Below are 15152 nucleotides of genomic sequence, written 5' to 3' on the forward strand. Positions count from 1 at the left end.
ATTAAGTTCAAATAAGTAACTCTATACTAAAAGGTTTTTATGGCTACTAAAGTAGGTAAGGTTAAATGGTTTAATACAACCAAAGGTTTCGGTTTCATCCAGCCAGACGATGGTGGGAGTGACGTTTTTGTTCACATCTCGGCTGTAGAGCGTGCCGGTATCCATAATCTTAATGAAGGTCAAAGTGTTGGCTTTGATCTAGAAGATAATAAGGGGAAAATTTCTGCTGTTAATCTACAAATAAAATAATATTTATTTAAAACTACAAGCAACTACTCAAAATTTATGAGTGGTTATTAAACTAGTGAATTTTGGGTAGTATCATCTTTTTATACACTTCATGGATTATTTTTTGTAATTCAGTGTTTCACTGTAAGTTAAAGTTATAATTTTGTTGGATCATAATACAACAGTTTTTTACTACACAATTAATTGACAACTCACGTTATAACGTAAGAACTTAATCATAAGCTTATTCTTTTAAAGTATAGAATATATGTTTACTCAAATGCTTTGACTAACCTGAGTTCGATGTAAGACATCGGTTTAATAGCCTAGGGTGTCCTTGCTCCTTCGGATGTCACCCCTGCGTAGGCAGGGGTCTAAAAAGAATAGTCTTCTTGGCTATTTTTAGACCCCTGTTTTCGCAGGGGTGACATTGTTCGCAGTTGATGCTTAACAACGTAACTTGTTACATCGATAGTTGAGGCTAACTACTTGATTTTCTAGATACTGAAATAAATTCAGGATGATGTATGGTTTAGTTTTAGATAATAACCGACTTAAAACGAACACCTATTGCTTTCGCTGGGGTGATACTCAAAGCATTTGAGCATTTTTAATTTAAGATAAATAATATTGGACTTATATAATGAAAAGTTTTAATTTACCAAATGAAGTGATTATATCACTTGAACGCATGAACATAACCTCTCCAACGGAAATTCAAAGAGAGGCCATACCGGTTGCTATGCAAGGTAGTGATGTTCTAGCTTCTAGTCAAACTGGCTCGGGTAAGACCCTTGCCTATTTGCTACCAATAATCAATTCTTTTATACAGACTAAATCAATGTCTTTGGTACTTGTTCCAACTCGGGAATTAGCTACTCAAGTGCGTGATACTTTAACTAAGGTAACTACTCAAATAAAACTTCTCAGTGCGGTTTTGATAGGCGGTGAACCAATGCATAAACAATTTACACAACTAAAAGTAAATCCTAAAGTTATAATTGGCACACCAGGTCGTATCATAGATCATTTACTTCGTGGTACTTTAAAATTAAATACTATCCAATTGGTAGTACTTGATGAAATGGACAGAATGCTTGATATGGGTATGAAAGAACAATTAGAAGAGATAAATAAATATATACCTGCAAAACGCCAGGTTTTAATGTTTTCAGCTACTATGCCAAAACATATTATTGCATTATCGCAAAAATACGTGGTTAATCCTCATCGTATTACTGTTGGATCAACTACTAAGGCTGCATCTCAAATAAAACAAGAAACTTTGCGTGTTTCTGATAAAGAGAAATTTCCTGAGCTTATAAAGCAATTAAATGAACGTGATGGTTCTATAATTATTTTTGTAAAAACTAAGCGTGGTGCTGATCAGCTTGCAAAAATGTTAAAATTTGAAGATCATAAAGCTGAAGCTATACATGGTGATTTAACACAAGGTAGACGTGATCGTGTAATTTCATCATTTCGCTCTTCTCGTCATAGGATCATGGTGGCAACAGATGTTGCAGCTCGTGGCTTAGATATACCTCATACACAGCATGTTATCAATTATGACTTACCAATGGCTCCAGAAGATTATTTGCATAGAATAGGTAGAACTGGTAGAGCCGGTCTTTCAGGTTGTGCATTATCATTCATTTCGCCAGAAGATAATATTAGATGGAAAGCTATTGATCGCCTAATAAATCAAGGCGAAACTACTTCAAGAGAAGATATGAGGGAAAGTAAAAATCGCAGAAAACCATTTAATGGCCATAATGGCAAAAAAAGTTATTTTCCTCGTAATAATAATGATAGGAAACCTTATGCTGGCTCTGCTAGAAATAATAAAGCATTCTAATATACAATTGTAGTTACTGCACAGAGCTGTCATTCCCGCGTAGGTAGAGGAATCTAAAAATACAAAAACACCTTAGACTTAAAGGTTTTTGATATCCCCGCCGTAGCTCGGATGACATCGTTTTGAGATAAGGTGATTAGTAGCATTATTATTGAATAATCAGGTAGTATACTCTTCATCATAGTACCCTACATTTTTTATATAACCACTATTAAAATGGCTGCTGATCGTCTATTAGCGAGGAGTCGCTGAAAGCGACGACGCGGCAATCCAGGATACGCGAAGCGTACTAGAAAAAACAGCTTCGCTGTTTACCTAGATCGCCACGGCATCTAAAGATGCCTCGCGATGACGATTATAGAAAAATGTAGGGTGCTATGACTCTTCATTTACGAGTATACTTATTTACCCAAAGTTTTCTGAGATTGGGAATGTGCTTGTTGTTCAATGCTTGCAACCCTTGATATAGCCTGTTGTTTGATACCAAGATCTACTACATGCTCGTATCTCATTCCATTATCTAGTAGGATATGACCAAGTTTATTTACTAACTCTACATCCTTTTTAGAGAATTTACTAATAATTAATTCTGTAATTTCATATAAAAACTTCCAAGATAGCTCAACTCTATCCTTGAAAGAGAGGTTCTTTTTATTATTTTCTTTATTAAATGGTTCTGCATTATTAGGATCATCGACAAGCGTTCTAACCGGTGTTTTCTTGCTCTTTTTATAAATAAAGAATGTAACAAACACTAAAAATAGACCTGCTACAGCGATTATCAAATTAGTATTTTGCATAAAACCCTCCAAATATATCTTACTGATAATGCCAGGGTAATTTAAAAGTTACAATTAATAGTTATTATAGATATAAATTCAACCACCATCGATGTCATTCTTAGCAACGGCGGGAATCCATAATACTTAATAGCCTTTCAGGCTTATTTTTTTAGATTCCCGCCGTTGCTAAGAATGACATCGAGTACATATTAAGCACTTTTTCCTTTATCTATTAGGCTTGTTGCAGCCCAACTTTTAAATTACCCTAGATAATGCCCTGCTACTTGACTCTATACCACACGATCTTCTTCTTGTGCTAAAAATTCTTCAAGCTTTTCTTTCGTATAATTTTTTTCCTCTAAGATCACTTCATTGTCAAAAATATGTTGTACTGTTTTTTCTTCTAATAACGGACCCTTTAAATGTTCAAGAGCATTAGGATTTTTTTTATAAAAATCAAATATTGCTGTTTCTTGACCTGGAAACTTCCTTGCTTGAGCCATAATAGCACTTACAAGATCTTTCTGCTCGATATGTAAATTCTTAATTTTCATATATTCGGATAACATTAGACCTATTCTAACACGACGTAAGACTAGCTTATTATAATACTCACTAACTTCTGCTTCTGATTTATCTTTAAATATCGAATCTGAATCACTATTTCTCTCCGTTTGAGATTTCAGAATACTTATCTCTTGGTCTATTAAAGATTTAGGAACATTAAACGTTAATAGCTTTTCTAATTGATCAAATAAGCTCATTTTCATTAAAGTACGTATAGACTCACTATATTCATTTTCTATGCTTTTAGAAATATTATCACGTAACTCTTCTAGTGTTTCACAATTAAATTTCTTAGCAAACTCATCATCAACAACTACCTCATCAGCAGAATGTACTGCCTTTACTTGTACAATAAACTTAGCCGGTTGACCTGCGACTTGCTCCATATGATAATCTTCAGGAAACTTAACGTTGACTTCTACCTCATCTCCAGTCTTAGTTCCAATAAGCTGATCTTCAAAGCCCTCAATAAAAGCTCCACTACCAATTACTAGTTTATAATCTGTAACCTTACCACCTTCAAAAGCCTCATTATTGACATAACCAATCGCATCAATAGTAACTTCCTGCCCCTTTTTTACTTTCCCTTTACTTTCTTTATTATAAATTTTTGATATAGATGCAAGCTTATCTATTTGCTTATTAACATCATCTTCTTTAATTACTAACTTTGGATGAGTAATTTTCATTTTTTTAAAATCTGGCAATTCAATATCAGGTAATAGCTCAAATTTTAGAGTAAATTCTATATCCTCATTCTCTTCATTACGTAAATTTTCTAACTGTGGATCACCTACTGTTTTTAGTTTATGATCTTTAATAACATGCTGTACTGCATGATTAATTTCATGGTTTACCACATCAGACCTAACAGATTGCTTATATTTTTTATTAACAATGCTGATTGGCACTTTACCAACACGAAATCCATCAAGCTTAACTTTTTTTGCTAAACTATCTAATTCTTTTTGTACTTCATTGGCAATTTTAGAAGAAGAAAGGACTACTTTAACTTCAAAATCTAGACCTTCATTTTTAAGTTCTGTGACTTGCATACTAAAAAACTCATTAGCAATATTAAAACCTTACAAAAACTTGAAGAGCTACTAAATTAAATCAAGCTCTTCAGTTTTTGTATTATTATTTTGTGGTGCGGATGGAGGGACTTGAACCCCCAAGCCTTGCGGCGCTAGAACCTAAATCTAGTACGTCTCCCAATTTCGTCACACCCGCATAGCTGTACCCCTGACTACTTAACATAGATTGTTTTAACAACTTAATTAAGTAGGTTCAGTTAGGAATTTTATCAGAGAATTATAATACACATGATACAGCCTTTGTAAATCGTTAATTTCTGTGTATTCATTAATTTTATGAGCTGTATTAGATTGTAAACCAAATTCCACAACAGGACAATAATTTTGGATAAACCTCGCATCAGAAGTACCACCACTAGTAGATAATTTTGTATATACTCCTGTTGTATTAGATACTACCGGAACAAAATCGGCAATTAGCCCTGCTGGTTTTTGGATAAAACAAGCTGCTGAAGTTACATTCTTTAACTCATATTTAACGTTGTATTTAGTACAATAATTGTTAATTATCTGATCTATCAAATCTGTTATGCTCGATGCTGAATGAATATCATTAAAACGAATATTAAACTTTGCTGTAATTTTTGAAGGAATTACATTAGTCACATCATTACCTACATCAATAGACGTAACTTCTAGATTCGACTGTTGAAAAAATTCACTTCCTTCATCCAGTCGATAATTAACCAACTCATTGAGTATCTGAACTAAAGGAGTAATCGGATTATTGGCTTGTAATGGATATGCCACATGCCCCATTGTCCCATATAGAGCTAAGTTAAAGTTAATACTTCCTCGCCGACCAATTTTTATGGTATCGCCTATTTGATGCTCATTTGTTGGTTCACCTACAATAGCAAGATCGATCAAATTATTACTATCCCTATGCAAATATTTTAACATTTCCACAGTGCCATATTTGGCGTTTCCTTCCTCATCGCTAGTAATTAGAAAACTAATTGAACCATGTGGAGTTGGATTTAACTTAATAAAATCTAAGCTAGCAGCTAGGAAACATGCTATCGCCCCCTTCATGTCAACAACTCCCCTACCATAAATCTTATCACCTACGGTAGTTGCTATAAAAGGGTCGTTAAGCCATAATGCCTTATCACCTGTTGGCACAACATCAACATGTCCAGCAAAACAAATATTAGGTCTTGCATTACCATAAACAGCATAAAGATTGGTTACTTTATAATTATCCTCTCCAAATATTTTGATTTCAGTTTTAAAACCATTTTGTTCTAATACATCATTAATATATTCAATACAACCGCTACTCTCAGGAGTTACTGATTGAAAACTAATTAAGTCTTCAAGAAATTTTATCAAGATAACCTCCAGTAGTCATCAACTTATAGTTTTTCCTAAACATTCCGCTCTATGCGAATTCAGGATAAGAATTTGTCAATTCTTATCCTGAATTCGGTAAAATTATAGAAACAATCAGATTTGAGACGGCTCTGCATCTGATTGTTAAATTAATATTTTGCTAAAAACATGATTTTAGCTTTAGAAACGTTTAAAATGCATTCGCGTTAGCCGCTTTAAGAATGCATTTTTCCTTATATTAAAGCCAATTCGGGATAAGAATTAACTAATTCTTATCCCGAATTGGGGTTCTTTCATATCTAGCCAATGTTTTATTCTCTGACAACCAAAACAGACATACCCGAGTGCCGCACAATCTTCGACGCATTAGGACCTAACATATAATCTCTGAGTTGTGGTCTTACTGCTGAAATAATGATTAAGTCAGCTTTCACTTCATTGGCATATTGTATTATTTCATCATATACTGCCCCTCGACCAATATGCAATTCAACTTCGATCTCTTCCGGCACATATTGTCTAATTAATTCTGTTACTTGTACCCGATATTTTTCTTTTTGATCTTTTGCCCAACTTTTAGGCAAATAATCCTCAACCATTTTCATACCGAAATCCGAGATGATATAAAGAAAATGTAATTTGGCACTAAAGATAGTAGCAAAACTTAAAGCCTTTGGTAATATCACCTTAACTGATTGTTTATCCGACAAATCTATTGGTATTATTATATTTTTAAACACAATTAACACTACTCCGGTGCATTTATATTATTATCTATTTCTTACTACTGAATGTTTTGGCAAAACAAAATTATTAGTATCAGCAAAATGCTTAATATCTATATTATATAACATATAATTAGAATGTTTAAAATGTTTTACGTTTTTGTGAAACATTCCGATAAATTTATCCAATAGTTTAGCATCCATATTGCTATTAGTAACTAAAATTGCTGTTACTGCTACTGTATTCTGATCAAGAGTAATCCCAGGATATAATCTTTTATCCAGTAATGCCTTATGAAAAGCTTTATTAGTGGCGATTAATTGTGTAATTTTATTATCTTCAATAGGTATAAAATCAACTTTACAGCTATTAGCAGTAAATCCCATTAAGGCATTAGGATGACCTACCGTCATCATTATCACATCAATTTTACCACCGCAAAATTCTTTTATTGACTCTTCATAATTAATTTCATCAACATCTATTGGTTCTTTAGTAAAATTATATAACTTCCTTATAGCATTATAGGTAATAGTATTACTAGAGAATGACAAGCCATTTGATATTCTCTTACCCTCAATATCTGAAAAAGTCTTTATCTCATCCCGATTTTTTACAACAACAGTAAAAAACTCATCATATAGATTAAGTACCTGACGCATTTCTTGCATTTTTTCTGTATTAGAGTAATATCCAGTACCTTCAAAAGCCTCAAGTGCTACATTAGATTGAACTAAAGCTAAATCTATCTTACCTTCTTTTAGCAAAGCTAAATTTTCAACACCTCCACTGGTAGGTACTACTTCGCAAGTTACACTTTTATCAGCTAAAGTAAAGGTTTTACACAAATCCAATCCAATAGAGTAATAACCCTTTAAAATAGAACCAGACCCAATTTTTACTGTTTTTTGCGAAGCAAAAACACAATTACTAGTAAAAAACAGGCAAAAAACTACCAATAAAACTCTGAAATTATTCATAAATAACACTATACACTAAAAATAATTGACCACTAATACTTAAAGACTTAAAATTTAATAAATCATTTTCCCTATCCAAAGTACCTTTACTATTATTGATAATCAAGATAATTGTTACAATTCATGTGTAAAAAAATTCTTATTCCTTACCAAGTGTGCAAGTTTTATTAACTTAAGTAACCTCGGTGTCATCCCCGCGAAGGCGGGGATCTTAAAAATCTTTAAGTCTAAGATATTTTGTATTTTTAGATTCCTGACCGAAGCGGGAATGACATCAACCTTTAAGGACTATTATACTTACTAAAACTTGCACACTTAGTTATTCCTTATAATATTCTTCTCCAATTTCAATTTCACTACGGTTATTTAACTTACGCCAATTATTGCTGTCCCTAAGTGAGTAGATGCAGCCACAATATTCTTGCTTATAAAAATTTTCACGTTTAGCTATTTCGTACATTCTACTGCTACCTCTATTTTTACGCCAATTATAAGTCCAGTAAGTTATTCCATCGTAATGAGAAGCAGCCTTGATCCCTGATTCATTAATTTGATCCATATCTTTCCAGCGGGAAAGACCAAGAGAACTGGTAATAACTTTAAAATCATTCTCATAGGCATAAAGAGCTGTCCGTTCAAAACGCATATCAAAACACATAGAACAACGTTTACCTCTTTCTGGTTCATATTCCATACCTTTGCTTCTCGTAAACCAATTCTGCACGTCATAATCTGCGTCAATGAAACTGATACCCATTTTTTCAGCAAAACGGATATTTTCATTTTTACGAATTTCATACTCTTTTTTAGGATGAATATTAGGGTTATAGAAAAAAATAGTTAAATTAATACCGGACATTAACATTTTTTCCATCAACTCTCCTGAACATGGAGCACAGCATGAGTGTAGTAGCACTTTACTTTCACCATTTGGTACTTCTAGAATTTCATTCATAATTATCTGCTAAATTTTTTCTGTAAGTTTCTTTATAAAATCTTAAAATAACATACGATACTACCGCAAGGGCAATCAGATAATAAGATATTGCATATTTATCACCAGTATAGGTAGTTAACATCATGCCAACTACTGGTGCTGACCCACCAAATATGGCAGCAGCTAAGTTGTAAGAAAGAGCCACACCAGTAAAACGAACACTAGTTGGAAATATTTCCACTAAGACAGTAGGAATTGGACCCATATAAATAGCAATTATTGCGGCAAACACTATCTGAGACACGACAGCAATCACAAAGTTCATCGACCCAAGTCCTAATAAGATTGGGTAAGATAATAATATAATTAGTAGTATCCCAGTAATTAGAACAGGACGCCGACCTATTTTATCAGAAATTGTCGCAGAAATGGGGAATATAATCATCATTGTAATCAAAATTACACTACCAACAATGGAACTCTGACTTTGACTATAACCTAGTATCGTCATGAAGTTACCGATAAAAACCGTCGCCGTATAAAATGGTGCTGTAACTGTAACATAAAGACCAATTGCTATAATTAACTCAAGCCGATATTTTGAAAAAATTTCACGAATAGGGAATCTAGATAAGCAACCAGTTTCTTTTGCTCTTTTATAAATAGGACTTTCTGATAAATTGCTTCTGATGTACAAACCTATAGCACCGATAAATAACCCAACAATAAAGGGTATTCTCCACCCCCATTCTATTAGAGATTCTTGTTCCATGAAATATGAAAACCCAGCTGCAGTAGCAAGACCAAGCAACATACCCCCACACATGCTAACAAAAGAGGCACTACCAGCAAGACCACGCTGCTGCGCTTCAGCATGCTCGACAATATAAGAAATACACCCACTAAATTCTCCACCAAGAGCAAAACCCTGTAATAACCTAATAAAAGTTAAAATTATTGGTGCAGCTATTCCAATAGTGTCATAGCCGGGTAGTAATCCAATAGCAGCTGTTGGTATTGCCATAGTTGTAATGCCTATCACTAGGGCATTACGTCTACCAAATCTATCACCTATATTACCAAGGACTATACCGCCAAGTGGTCTCACAATAAAACCAGCAGCAAATACAGCCAATGTGAGTGTCTCACGCATTGTCGAGTCTGGGAAAAAATGCTGACCAATTATAGAAGCAAATTGTGCATATAAAGCATAATCATACCACTCTAAACCATTACCAATCATTCCGGATATTACAACTTTCTTCATCAGATACTTTACATTATTAATGAGTGCAGAAAAAGGGATAATAAATTATTATTTTACATTGGCAATAATTTAATCTACAATATTTAATATAACCTCAAATATCGATGTAATAATAGTAGGCTCAAGTAATACCCCTACCGCCATTATGTCATTCCAACACCTTCGAATGTCACCCCTGCGAAGGTAGCGGTCTAAAAAAATAGCATAGAAGGTATGTTATGTAGTTTTAGATCCCAGCTTTCGCTGGGATGACATAATGGCAAGCAGGGGTGACATCCGAAGGAGCAGGGACACCCTAGGCTATTAAACCGATGTCATTCCCGCGTAAACGGGAATCCAAAAAATAGCCTGCAAAGGCTATTAGATATTATAGATTCCCGCTTCCGCACACTAGTGTCCGGTTTAAAAATATAATTTTAATTAGAAGGTTATTATGTTGAATGAAACGGTCAATTTACCGGAAGGTTTTGTGTATTTGGATCAAATAGATTCTACTATAATTCAACAGATGATGTATTATGATACTAGAAATTTTGTAGGAAAGCGGATCGATGGCTATAAAGCTAATAGAGCTGTGCTAACTAAAGAAGCGGCTACTGCCTTAAAAAATCTTCAGCAAGATATAAAAAATGATAACTACTCTTTGGTAATTTATGATGCTTATAGACCTAATAAAGCTGTACAATATTTCGTTAGCTGGGGAGAAGATGTTGCTGATCAAAAAATGAAAGACTCTTATTATCCATACATTAATAAGGCTGAAATTTTTCAATTAGGTTATGTTGCTAAACGATCACCTCATAGTCGTGGAAGTACTGTAGATTTAACTATTATCGAACTTGAAAAACAATTAAATCCAAACCCTAAAATGATAAAAAGACCTCTAAAAGATGGTCGTCTAATCCCTTATTTTGATGATAATACGGTTGACATGTATAGCTCTGTAGATCTTATGGATCTAGCATCCTCCCATGATAGTAAACTAATTGATGAACTTTACTTACAAAATCGTAATTATCTACGTGAGAAAATGAAAAAACATAATTTTAAGGAATATTCGGTTGAGTGGTGGCATTATACCTTACAAGACGAACCTTATAAGGATCAATATTTTGATTTTGATGTTGAATAAACTTCTTGCATTAAGTATAATAACTTAATAAAAAATAATTATTATTTAAGGAGAAATTAAAATGAGTAAAGATAAACTTACGCAAGATAATAAAGAAAAGTTACGCGAGACAGCTCTTAGATTAGGGATTTCTGAAGATGAAGTTTTCAGTAAAGTTCCACCCATAATATTATTGGGGGCTGCATTCAATCCAAAAGCCCTTGGAGGTTTTCTAAAGAACATGCAACCGAATATGACTTCAGAAGAAGTATTAAGGCAGCAAATAGTCAAGGTCCAATTGGCAGTGTAGTCTCAGCTTTGCTTAATACAACACAAGAAAACTCTTCTCAACAACAGGAGGCAACGTCTAGTGCTGCTATCTGTCAAGAGAGTACTCTTGGTTGGAGTAATGATAATAAAAAACTCTTAAAAACTATAGCTACACTATCAGAAAAGCCTGAAGATGAAGTTGTAAATGAAATGCCACAAGACATACTAAGTGATCCTGAATACCTTAAAGATTATCTAACAGCACTGATAGAGAGCCTAAAAATTAATGATTCTTGCACAAACGACAATCCCCTTGATGATGTAGCAGCTGGCAGTTCACAAATGTCTAGTGCCGCTAGCTGTCAGGGGTGTGCTTTAACGGGTGAAAATCTACCCTTTAACGAGGAGTTAGATTAAGTAAAAAAATGTCCTACTAAAGATGGAAATCCCTAATATCTAATATCCTGAAAGGCTATTAGATATTAGACATACTGTAATATGTTTAGGAAAAAGATCATTGAGTACTGATGCAGCTTTAAGGTTGAGTATGCTGAATAACTAACTGCAATAATGACGTATTACATTATTATAGTAATTTCTGCTTTAAAGAACTGTTTTTTTAATATCAGGAAGTCATGTATCATACCCTACATTTTTTATATAACCACTATTAAAATGGCTACTGATCGTCATTGCGAGGAGTCGCTGAAAGCGGCGACGCGGCAATCCAGGATACGCGAAGCGTACTAGAAAAAACAGCTTCGCTGTTTACCTGGATCGCCACGGCATCTAAAGATGCCTCGCGATGACGATTATAGAAAAATGTAGGGTACTACGGTCATGTATACTCAAATCATTTAAATTCTATTTCTTTATCATGTCTAATATGGACTACGTAGATGGTATCATCATATATTCGATATCGTAGTATATAACCTGATAAGCCAAATCGAATAAATAAATCCCTATAATCTATTAGATTAGTCACCGGTTTAACTGTCAAAGGAAATTCTATAAGTTTGATAACTGCTTTCTTTATTGTTTCTGCTGCCCTCTTTGCAGCATTAGGATTATTTTTATCAATGAATTTTCTCAGTCGTACCAAATCTGCAATTGCTGATTCCAACCATACTAATCTTTCCATTAAGGTCTTTCCTCTTCTTTATCACTTCCCCATCTATCAAGCCACTCAGTTATTTTGTCATTTCCTAAAAATTTACCTTCCCTTGCTTCTTGCCAACGCTGTATTGTCTCTTGTTTTAATTGTTCTTCATGTTCCTCTGATTTGAGATAATTAGTAATTGCTTCCTTCATCAACCAGTGTGCTGAACGTTGCTTAATTTTACCAAGCACTTGCAACCTCTTCTTAATTTGCGGTGCAAGTTTCACGCTTACTACAGTATTATCATCAGCTCTTTTCATACTCAATCTCCTTTATAGTATTAAGTAACCTGAACTCGATGTATAGCTAACCCGAAAAGATTTTAGGTATATGTTAATCTTAGCTTAGTTAGAAGCGATGTCATCTCTGCGTAGGCAGGGATCTATAATATCTCATAGTCTTTTAGGCTATTTTTTTAGATTCCGCACCGAAGCGGGAATGACATCAAGGCTATCACCATTACTATACCTTAAACCTTTTCGTGTTAGCTATAACAAGTTACATCGAACTTCCGTGAAGTATTTATAAGTAATACTATACACTACTTATTTTGTGTTTGCAACTCTCGAAGTAGGAGAAGTATATTAATCACTTGAGTTCTTGATTTTATTAACTATAGAATATATTTCTTTTTTACTGTAGCTTCTTCCAAAATTTTCATTAGCTATATCTGTGACACTTTTTGCACTCCATCCTTTAGATAAGTATAAATCTATAAATTTTTTTAAGTCATCTGCAAGAAGAGCTTTATGAGGTTCAGAAGTACCGGAAATTAGCAGTACTATTTCCCCCTTGATAATGTTCGAGTTATAGAAATTTATCACATCTTCTATTAACCCAAACTTTACTTCTTGATAAAATTTAGTAAGTTCTCGTGCTACACATACCTCCCTATTACCAAAAACAGTAAAAGCTGTATGTAGCGATTGTTCTATTCTGCTAGCAGTTTCAAAAAAAATCAAAGTTGCTTTTATATTAGATAATTCTGTAAAAATCTTCTTTTTACCTTCAGTAGTTTTTGGTAAAAATCCAGCAAATAGAAAGCGATCTGATGGTAATCCAGAAATGGTTATAGAGGTAGTTAATGCCGAAACACCCGGCACTACATCTATGTGATAATTCAGTTTCCTTAAAGCTCTTACTAGTTTATAACCAGGATCAGCAATTAACGGTGTTCCAGCATCAGATATTAGACTAACTATTGCTCCATTATCAATTAATGTGCGAATAAATTCTCTTTCTTGATAATCACTATGATCATTATATACTTGTAACTTAGTCTTTATATTATGTTTTGCTAGTAATTTTCTTGATATTCTAGTATCCTCACACAGTATAATTGTGGAATTTTTTAACGTTTCTAAAGCCCGGAGTGTTATATCATCTAGGTTACCAATAGGTGTTGAGACAATGTATAGTCCTGGTTTGAAGATCATAATTTAATCCTATAAGTAAGCATTATGAGCAATATAAAAGACTTCCTGCATAAGTCAAAGAAGCTTTCGAGATTTTTAGGAAAAACGAAGCCAAGTACTAGAGCGTACTCAAATGCACGTGAGGAACGAAGGCGAGTTTCGACGACAAAATCACCCACTAGATTGACTTATGCACAAAAATTTCTAAAGGTTACCTTATCATTTATATGTCTTGTCTCTTTATTTTCTTGCCAATCTAATAAGGAGGTTGTTGTTCCTAGGCCAAAAGAAGTTGTTCAGGAAACTCTAGAAGTGGCTATTTTAATGCCCCTAACAGGAGAACATTCTACATTAGGTAAGCAATACAACCAATTAATTAAAATGGGTCTAGAAGATGGCTTAAAAACTTATGTTCATGTTACTTCTTATGATGGTTCTAATGAAAAGCAGGTACTTGCTGCAATGGATAAAATACTGCTACGTAAAACAAAAATTATTCTCGGACCATTATATTCAAATCTTACTTCTCTAATTGCCAATAAAGCTAAAGCACATGGTATTATTGTCATTACCATGTCTAATAATCCTGTATTGGCAGACAAAAAACTTTTTGTATTTGGTCATGCTCCGTCAAAGCAGCTCACAAAAATAATTAATTACTTTGCCGATAATGATTATAAAAACTTCATTGCACTTTTACCTTCAGGTAGTCATGCACAAACTATAAACCAACTTATCCAAAATATACTAATTCAAAAAAATTCTACCTTAGTGCGGAGTGAATTTTATGCTAATATACCGGAATCAATAGAAAAGGCGGTTTTAACTGTCTCAAATAGTGTTGATAATTTAAATGAAATGGAGGATACGGCAACTAAACCTGTAATTTTTCTGTCAGATGATAGTAAAAATTTAGATTTGCTTTTTGATAGTATTCACAAGCATAATTTAGATAAGAAAGCAGTTATAATAGGTGATAACAGAATTGATATCGATCGTTCTGAACCTATAAGTATTATCTTCACCGGTTCATTGAATATTGTCAATAGTAATATAATAGAAAGGAGTAAAAATATAGGTATTAATCATTTGTCTTTCATGCATGCTGTAGCTTATGATCTAGGAAGGATAACATCAAAATATATGGGTACTAACTTTACCGAAGAACGATTTTTAGCAGCTATTAATGGTAAAACCCCGTATACTGGTATATCAGGTAATGTCTACTTCATCGATTCAATAGCTCAAAGAGAGTATGATATAATTAAGAAAGAAGATGGTCTGTATAGTACTATGGCAAAAAGTGATAACAAATTCTGATTTAGATATAGTTAACCTCAAGTATTGATGTAAGACATCGGTTTAATAGCTCCGATGTCATCCCTGCACCTTTGGATGTCACCCCTGCGTAGGCAGG

General features: G+C 33.7%; 16 protein-coding genes and 1 tRNA gene. 6 read left to right on the top strand and 11 right to left on the bottom strand.

The window, feature by feature from the left end:
* The first annotated feature begins 39 nt into the window (after window positions 1–39).
* Together AAGD29_RS04730 and AAGD29_RS04735 are read left to right on the top strand one after the other, a co-directional pair.
* On the top strand, window positions 40–249 hold the full coding sequence (locus AAGD29_RS04730; protein ID WP_341758707.1) for a cold-shock protein: 210 nt from the start codon (window positions 40–42) through the stop codon (window positions 247–249).
* Window positions 250–871: 622 nt separating this feature from the next.
* Window positions 872–2086: a DEAD/DEAH box helicase gene (locus AAGD29_RS04735; protein ID WP_341758708.1), complete on the top strand. Its 1215-nt coding sequence runs from the start codon at window positions 872–874 to the stop codon at window positions 2084–2086.
* Window positions 2087–2487: 401 nt separating this feature from the next.
* On the opposite strand, the gene AAGD29_RS04740 is transcribed toward AAGD29_RS04735, so the two are convergent.
* The 8 genes from AAGD29_RS04740 to AAGD29_RS04775 all read right to left on the bottom strand — a co-directional run bounded on the left by AAGD29_RS04740 (window position 2488) and on the right by AAGD29_RS04775 (window position 9777).
* Complete coding sequence (locus tag AAGD29_RS04740) at window positions 2488–2886, bottom strand: DUF2660 domain-containing protein (RefSeq protein WP_341758709.1); 399 nt, start codon at window positions 2884–2886, stop codon at window positions 2488–2490.
* A gap of 272 nt (window positions 2887–3158) precedes the next feature.
* On the bottom strand, window positions 3159–4490 hold the full coding sequence (gene tig / locus AAGD29_RS04745; protein WP_341758710.1) for a trigger factor: 1332 nt from the start codon (window positions 4488–4490) through the stop codon (window positions 3159–3161).
* 93 nt (window positions 4491–4583) lie between these two features.
* Window positions 4584–4668, bottom strand: a tRNA-Leu gene (locus AAGD29_RS04750).
* Window positions 4669–4715: 47 nt separating this feature from the next.
* Window positions 4716–5870, bottom strand: coding sequence for a succinyl-diaminopimelate desuccinylase (gene dapE, locus AAGD29_RS04755; RefSeq protein WP_341758755.1), 1155 nt, complete (start codon window positions 5868–5870; stop codon window positions 4716–4718).
* 308 nt (window positions 5871–6178) lie between these two features.
* A complete protein-coding gene (locus AAGD29_RS04760; protein ID WP_341758711.1) occupies window positions 6179–6607 on the bottom strand; it encodes a universal stress protein in 429 nt (142 codons plus the stop codon).
* A 30-nt stretch (window positions 6608–6637) separates the two neighbouring features.
* A complete protein-coding gene (locus AAGD29_RS04765; protein ID WP_341758712.1) occupies window positions 6638–7573 on the bottom strand; it encodes a TAXI family TRAP transporter solute-binding subunit in 936 nt (311 codons plus the stop codon).
* Between the two features lie 319 nt (window positions 7574–7892).
* Window positions 7893–8528 (bottom strand): epoxyqueuosine reductase QueH, encoded by a 636-nt coding sequence (locus AAGD29_RS04770; RefSeq protein ID WP_341758713.1) that lies wholly within the window; start codon window positions 8526–8528, stop codon window positions 7893–7895.
* Window positions 8521–9777, bottom strand: coding sequence for an MFS transporter (locus tag AAGD29_RS04775; RefSeq protein ID WP_341758714.1), 1257 nt, complete (start codon window positions 9775–9777; stop codon window positions 8521–8523). Before AAGD29_RS04775 ends, AAGD29_RS04770 begins: the two co-directional genes overlap by 8 nt.
* 433 nt (window positions 9778–10210) lie before the next feature.
* On the opposite strand from AAGD29_RS04775, the gene AAGD29_RS04780 reads away from it, so the two are divergent.
* The 3 genes from AAGD29_RS04780 to AAGD29_RS04790 all read left to right on the top strand — a co-directional run bounded on the left by AAGD29_RS04780 (window position 10211) and on the right by AAGD29_RS04790 (window position 11575).
* Window positions 10211–10909, top strand: coding sequence for a M15 family metallopeptidase (locus AAGD29_RS04780; protein WP_341758715.1), 699 nt, complete (start codon window positions 10211–10213; stop codon window positions 10907–10909).
* A 61-nt stretch (window positions 10910–10970) separates the two neighbouring features.
* Entirely contained in the window at window positions 10971–11198 is a 228-nt protein-coding gene (locus AAGD29_RS04785; protein WP_341758716.1) for a hypothetical protein, read from the top strand.
* Between the two features lie 8 nt (window positions 11199–11206).
* Window positions 11207–11575: a hypothetical protein gene (locus AAGD29_RS04790; protein ID WP_341758717.1), complete on the top strand. Its 369-nt coding sequence runs from the start codon at window positions 11207–11209 to the stop codon at window positions 11573–11575.
* Between the two features lie 436 nt (window positions 11576–12011).
* On the opposite strand, the gene AAGD29_RS04795 is transcribed toward AAGD29_RS04790, so the two are convergent.
* The 3 genes from AAGD29_RS04795 to rsmI all read right to left on the bottom strand — a co-directional run bounded on the left by AAGD29_RS04795 (window position 12012) and on the right by rsmI (window position 13756).
* Window positions 12012–12302 (bottom strand): type II toxin-antitoxin system RelE/ParE family toxin, encoded by a 291-nt coding sequence (locus AAGD29_RS04795; protein WP_341758718.1) that lies wholly within the window; start codon window positions 12300–12302, stop codon window positions 12012–12014.
* Window positions 12302–12580: a hypothetical protein gene (locus AAGD29_RS04800; RefSeq protein WP_341758719.1), complete on the bottom strand. Its 279-nt coding sequence runs from the start codon at window positions 12578–12580 to the stop codon at window positions 12302–12304. The genes AAGD29_RS04795 and AAGD29_RS04800 overlap by 1 nt, the downstream gene beginning before the upstream one ends.
* Before the next feature lie 324 nt (window positions 12581–12904).
* Entirely contained in the window at window positions 12905–13756 is an 852-nt protein-coding gene (gene rsmI / locus AAGD29_RS04805; RefSeq protein WP_341758720.1) for a 16S rRNA (cytidine(1402)-2'-O)-methyltransferase, read from the bottom strand.
* Window positions 13757–13780: 24 nt separating this feature from the next.
* Here rsmI and AAGD29_RS04810 point away from each other — a divergent pair, with 24 nt between their 5' ends.
* Window positions 13781–15055: a penicillin-binding protein activator gene (locus tag AAGD29_RS04810; RefSeq protein WP_341758721.1), complete on the top strand. Its 1275-nt coding sequence runs from the start codon at window positions 13781–13783 to the stop codon at window positions 15053–15055.
* The last annotated feature ends 97 nt before the right edge of the window (window positions 15056–15152 follow it).

This window comes from Candidatus Tisiphia endosymbiont of Ditula angustiorana (assembly GCF_964026425.1).
Classification (GTDB): domain Bacteria; phylum Pseudomonadota; class Alphaproteobacteria; order Rickettsiales; family Rickettsiaceae; genus Tisiphia.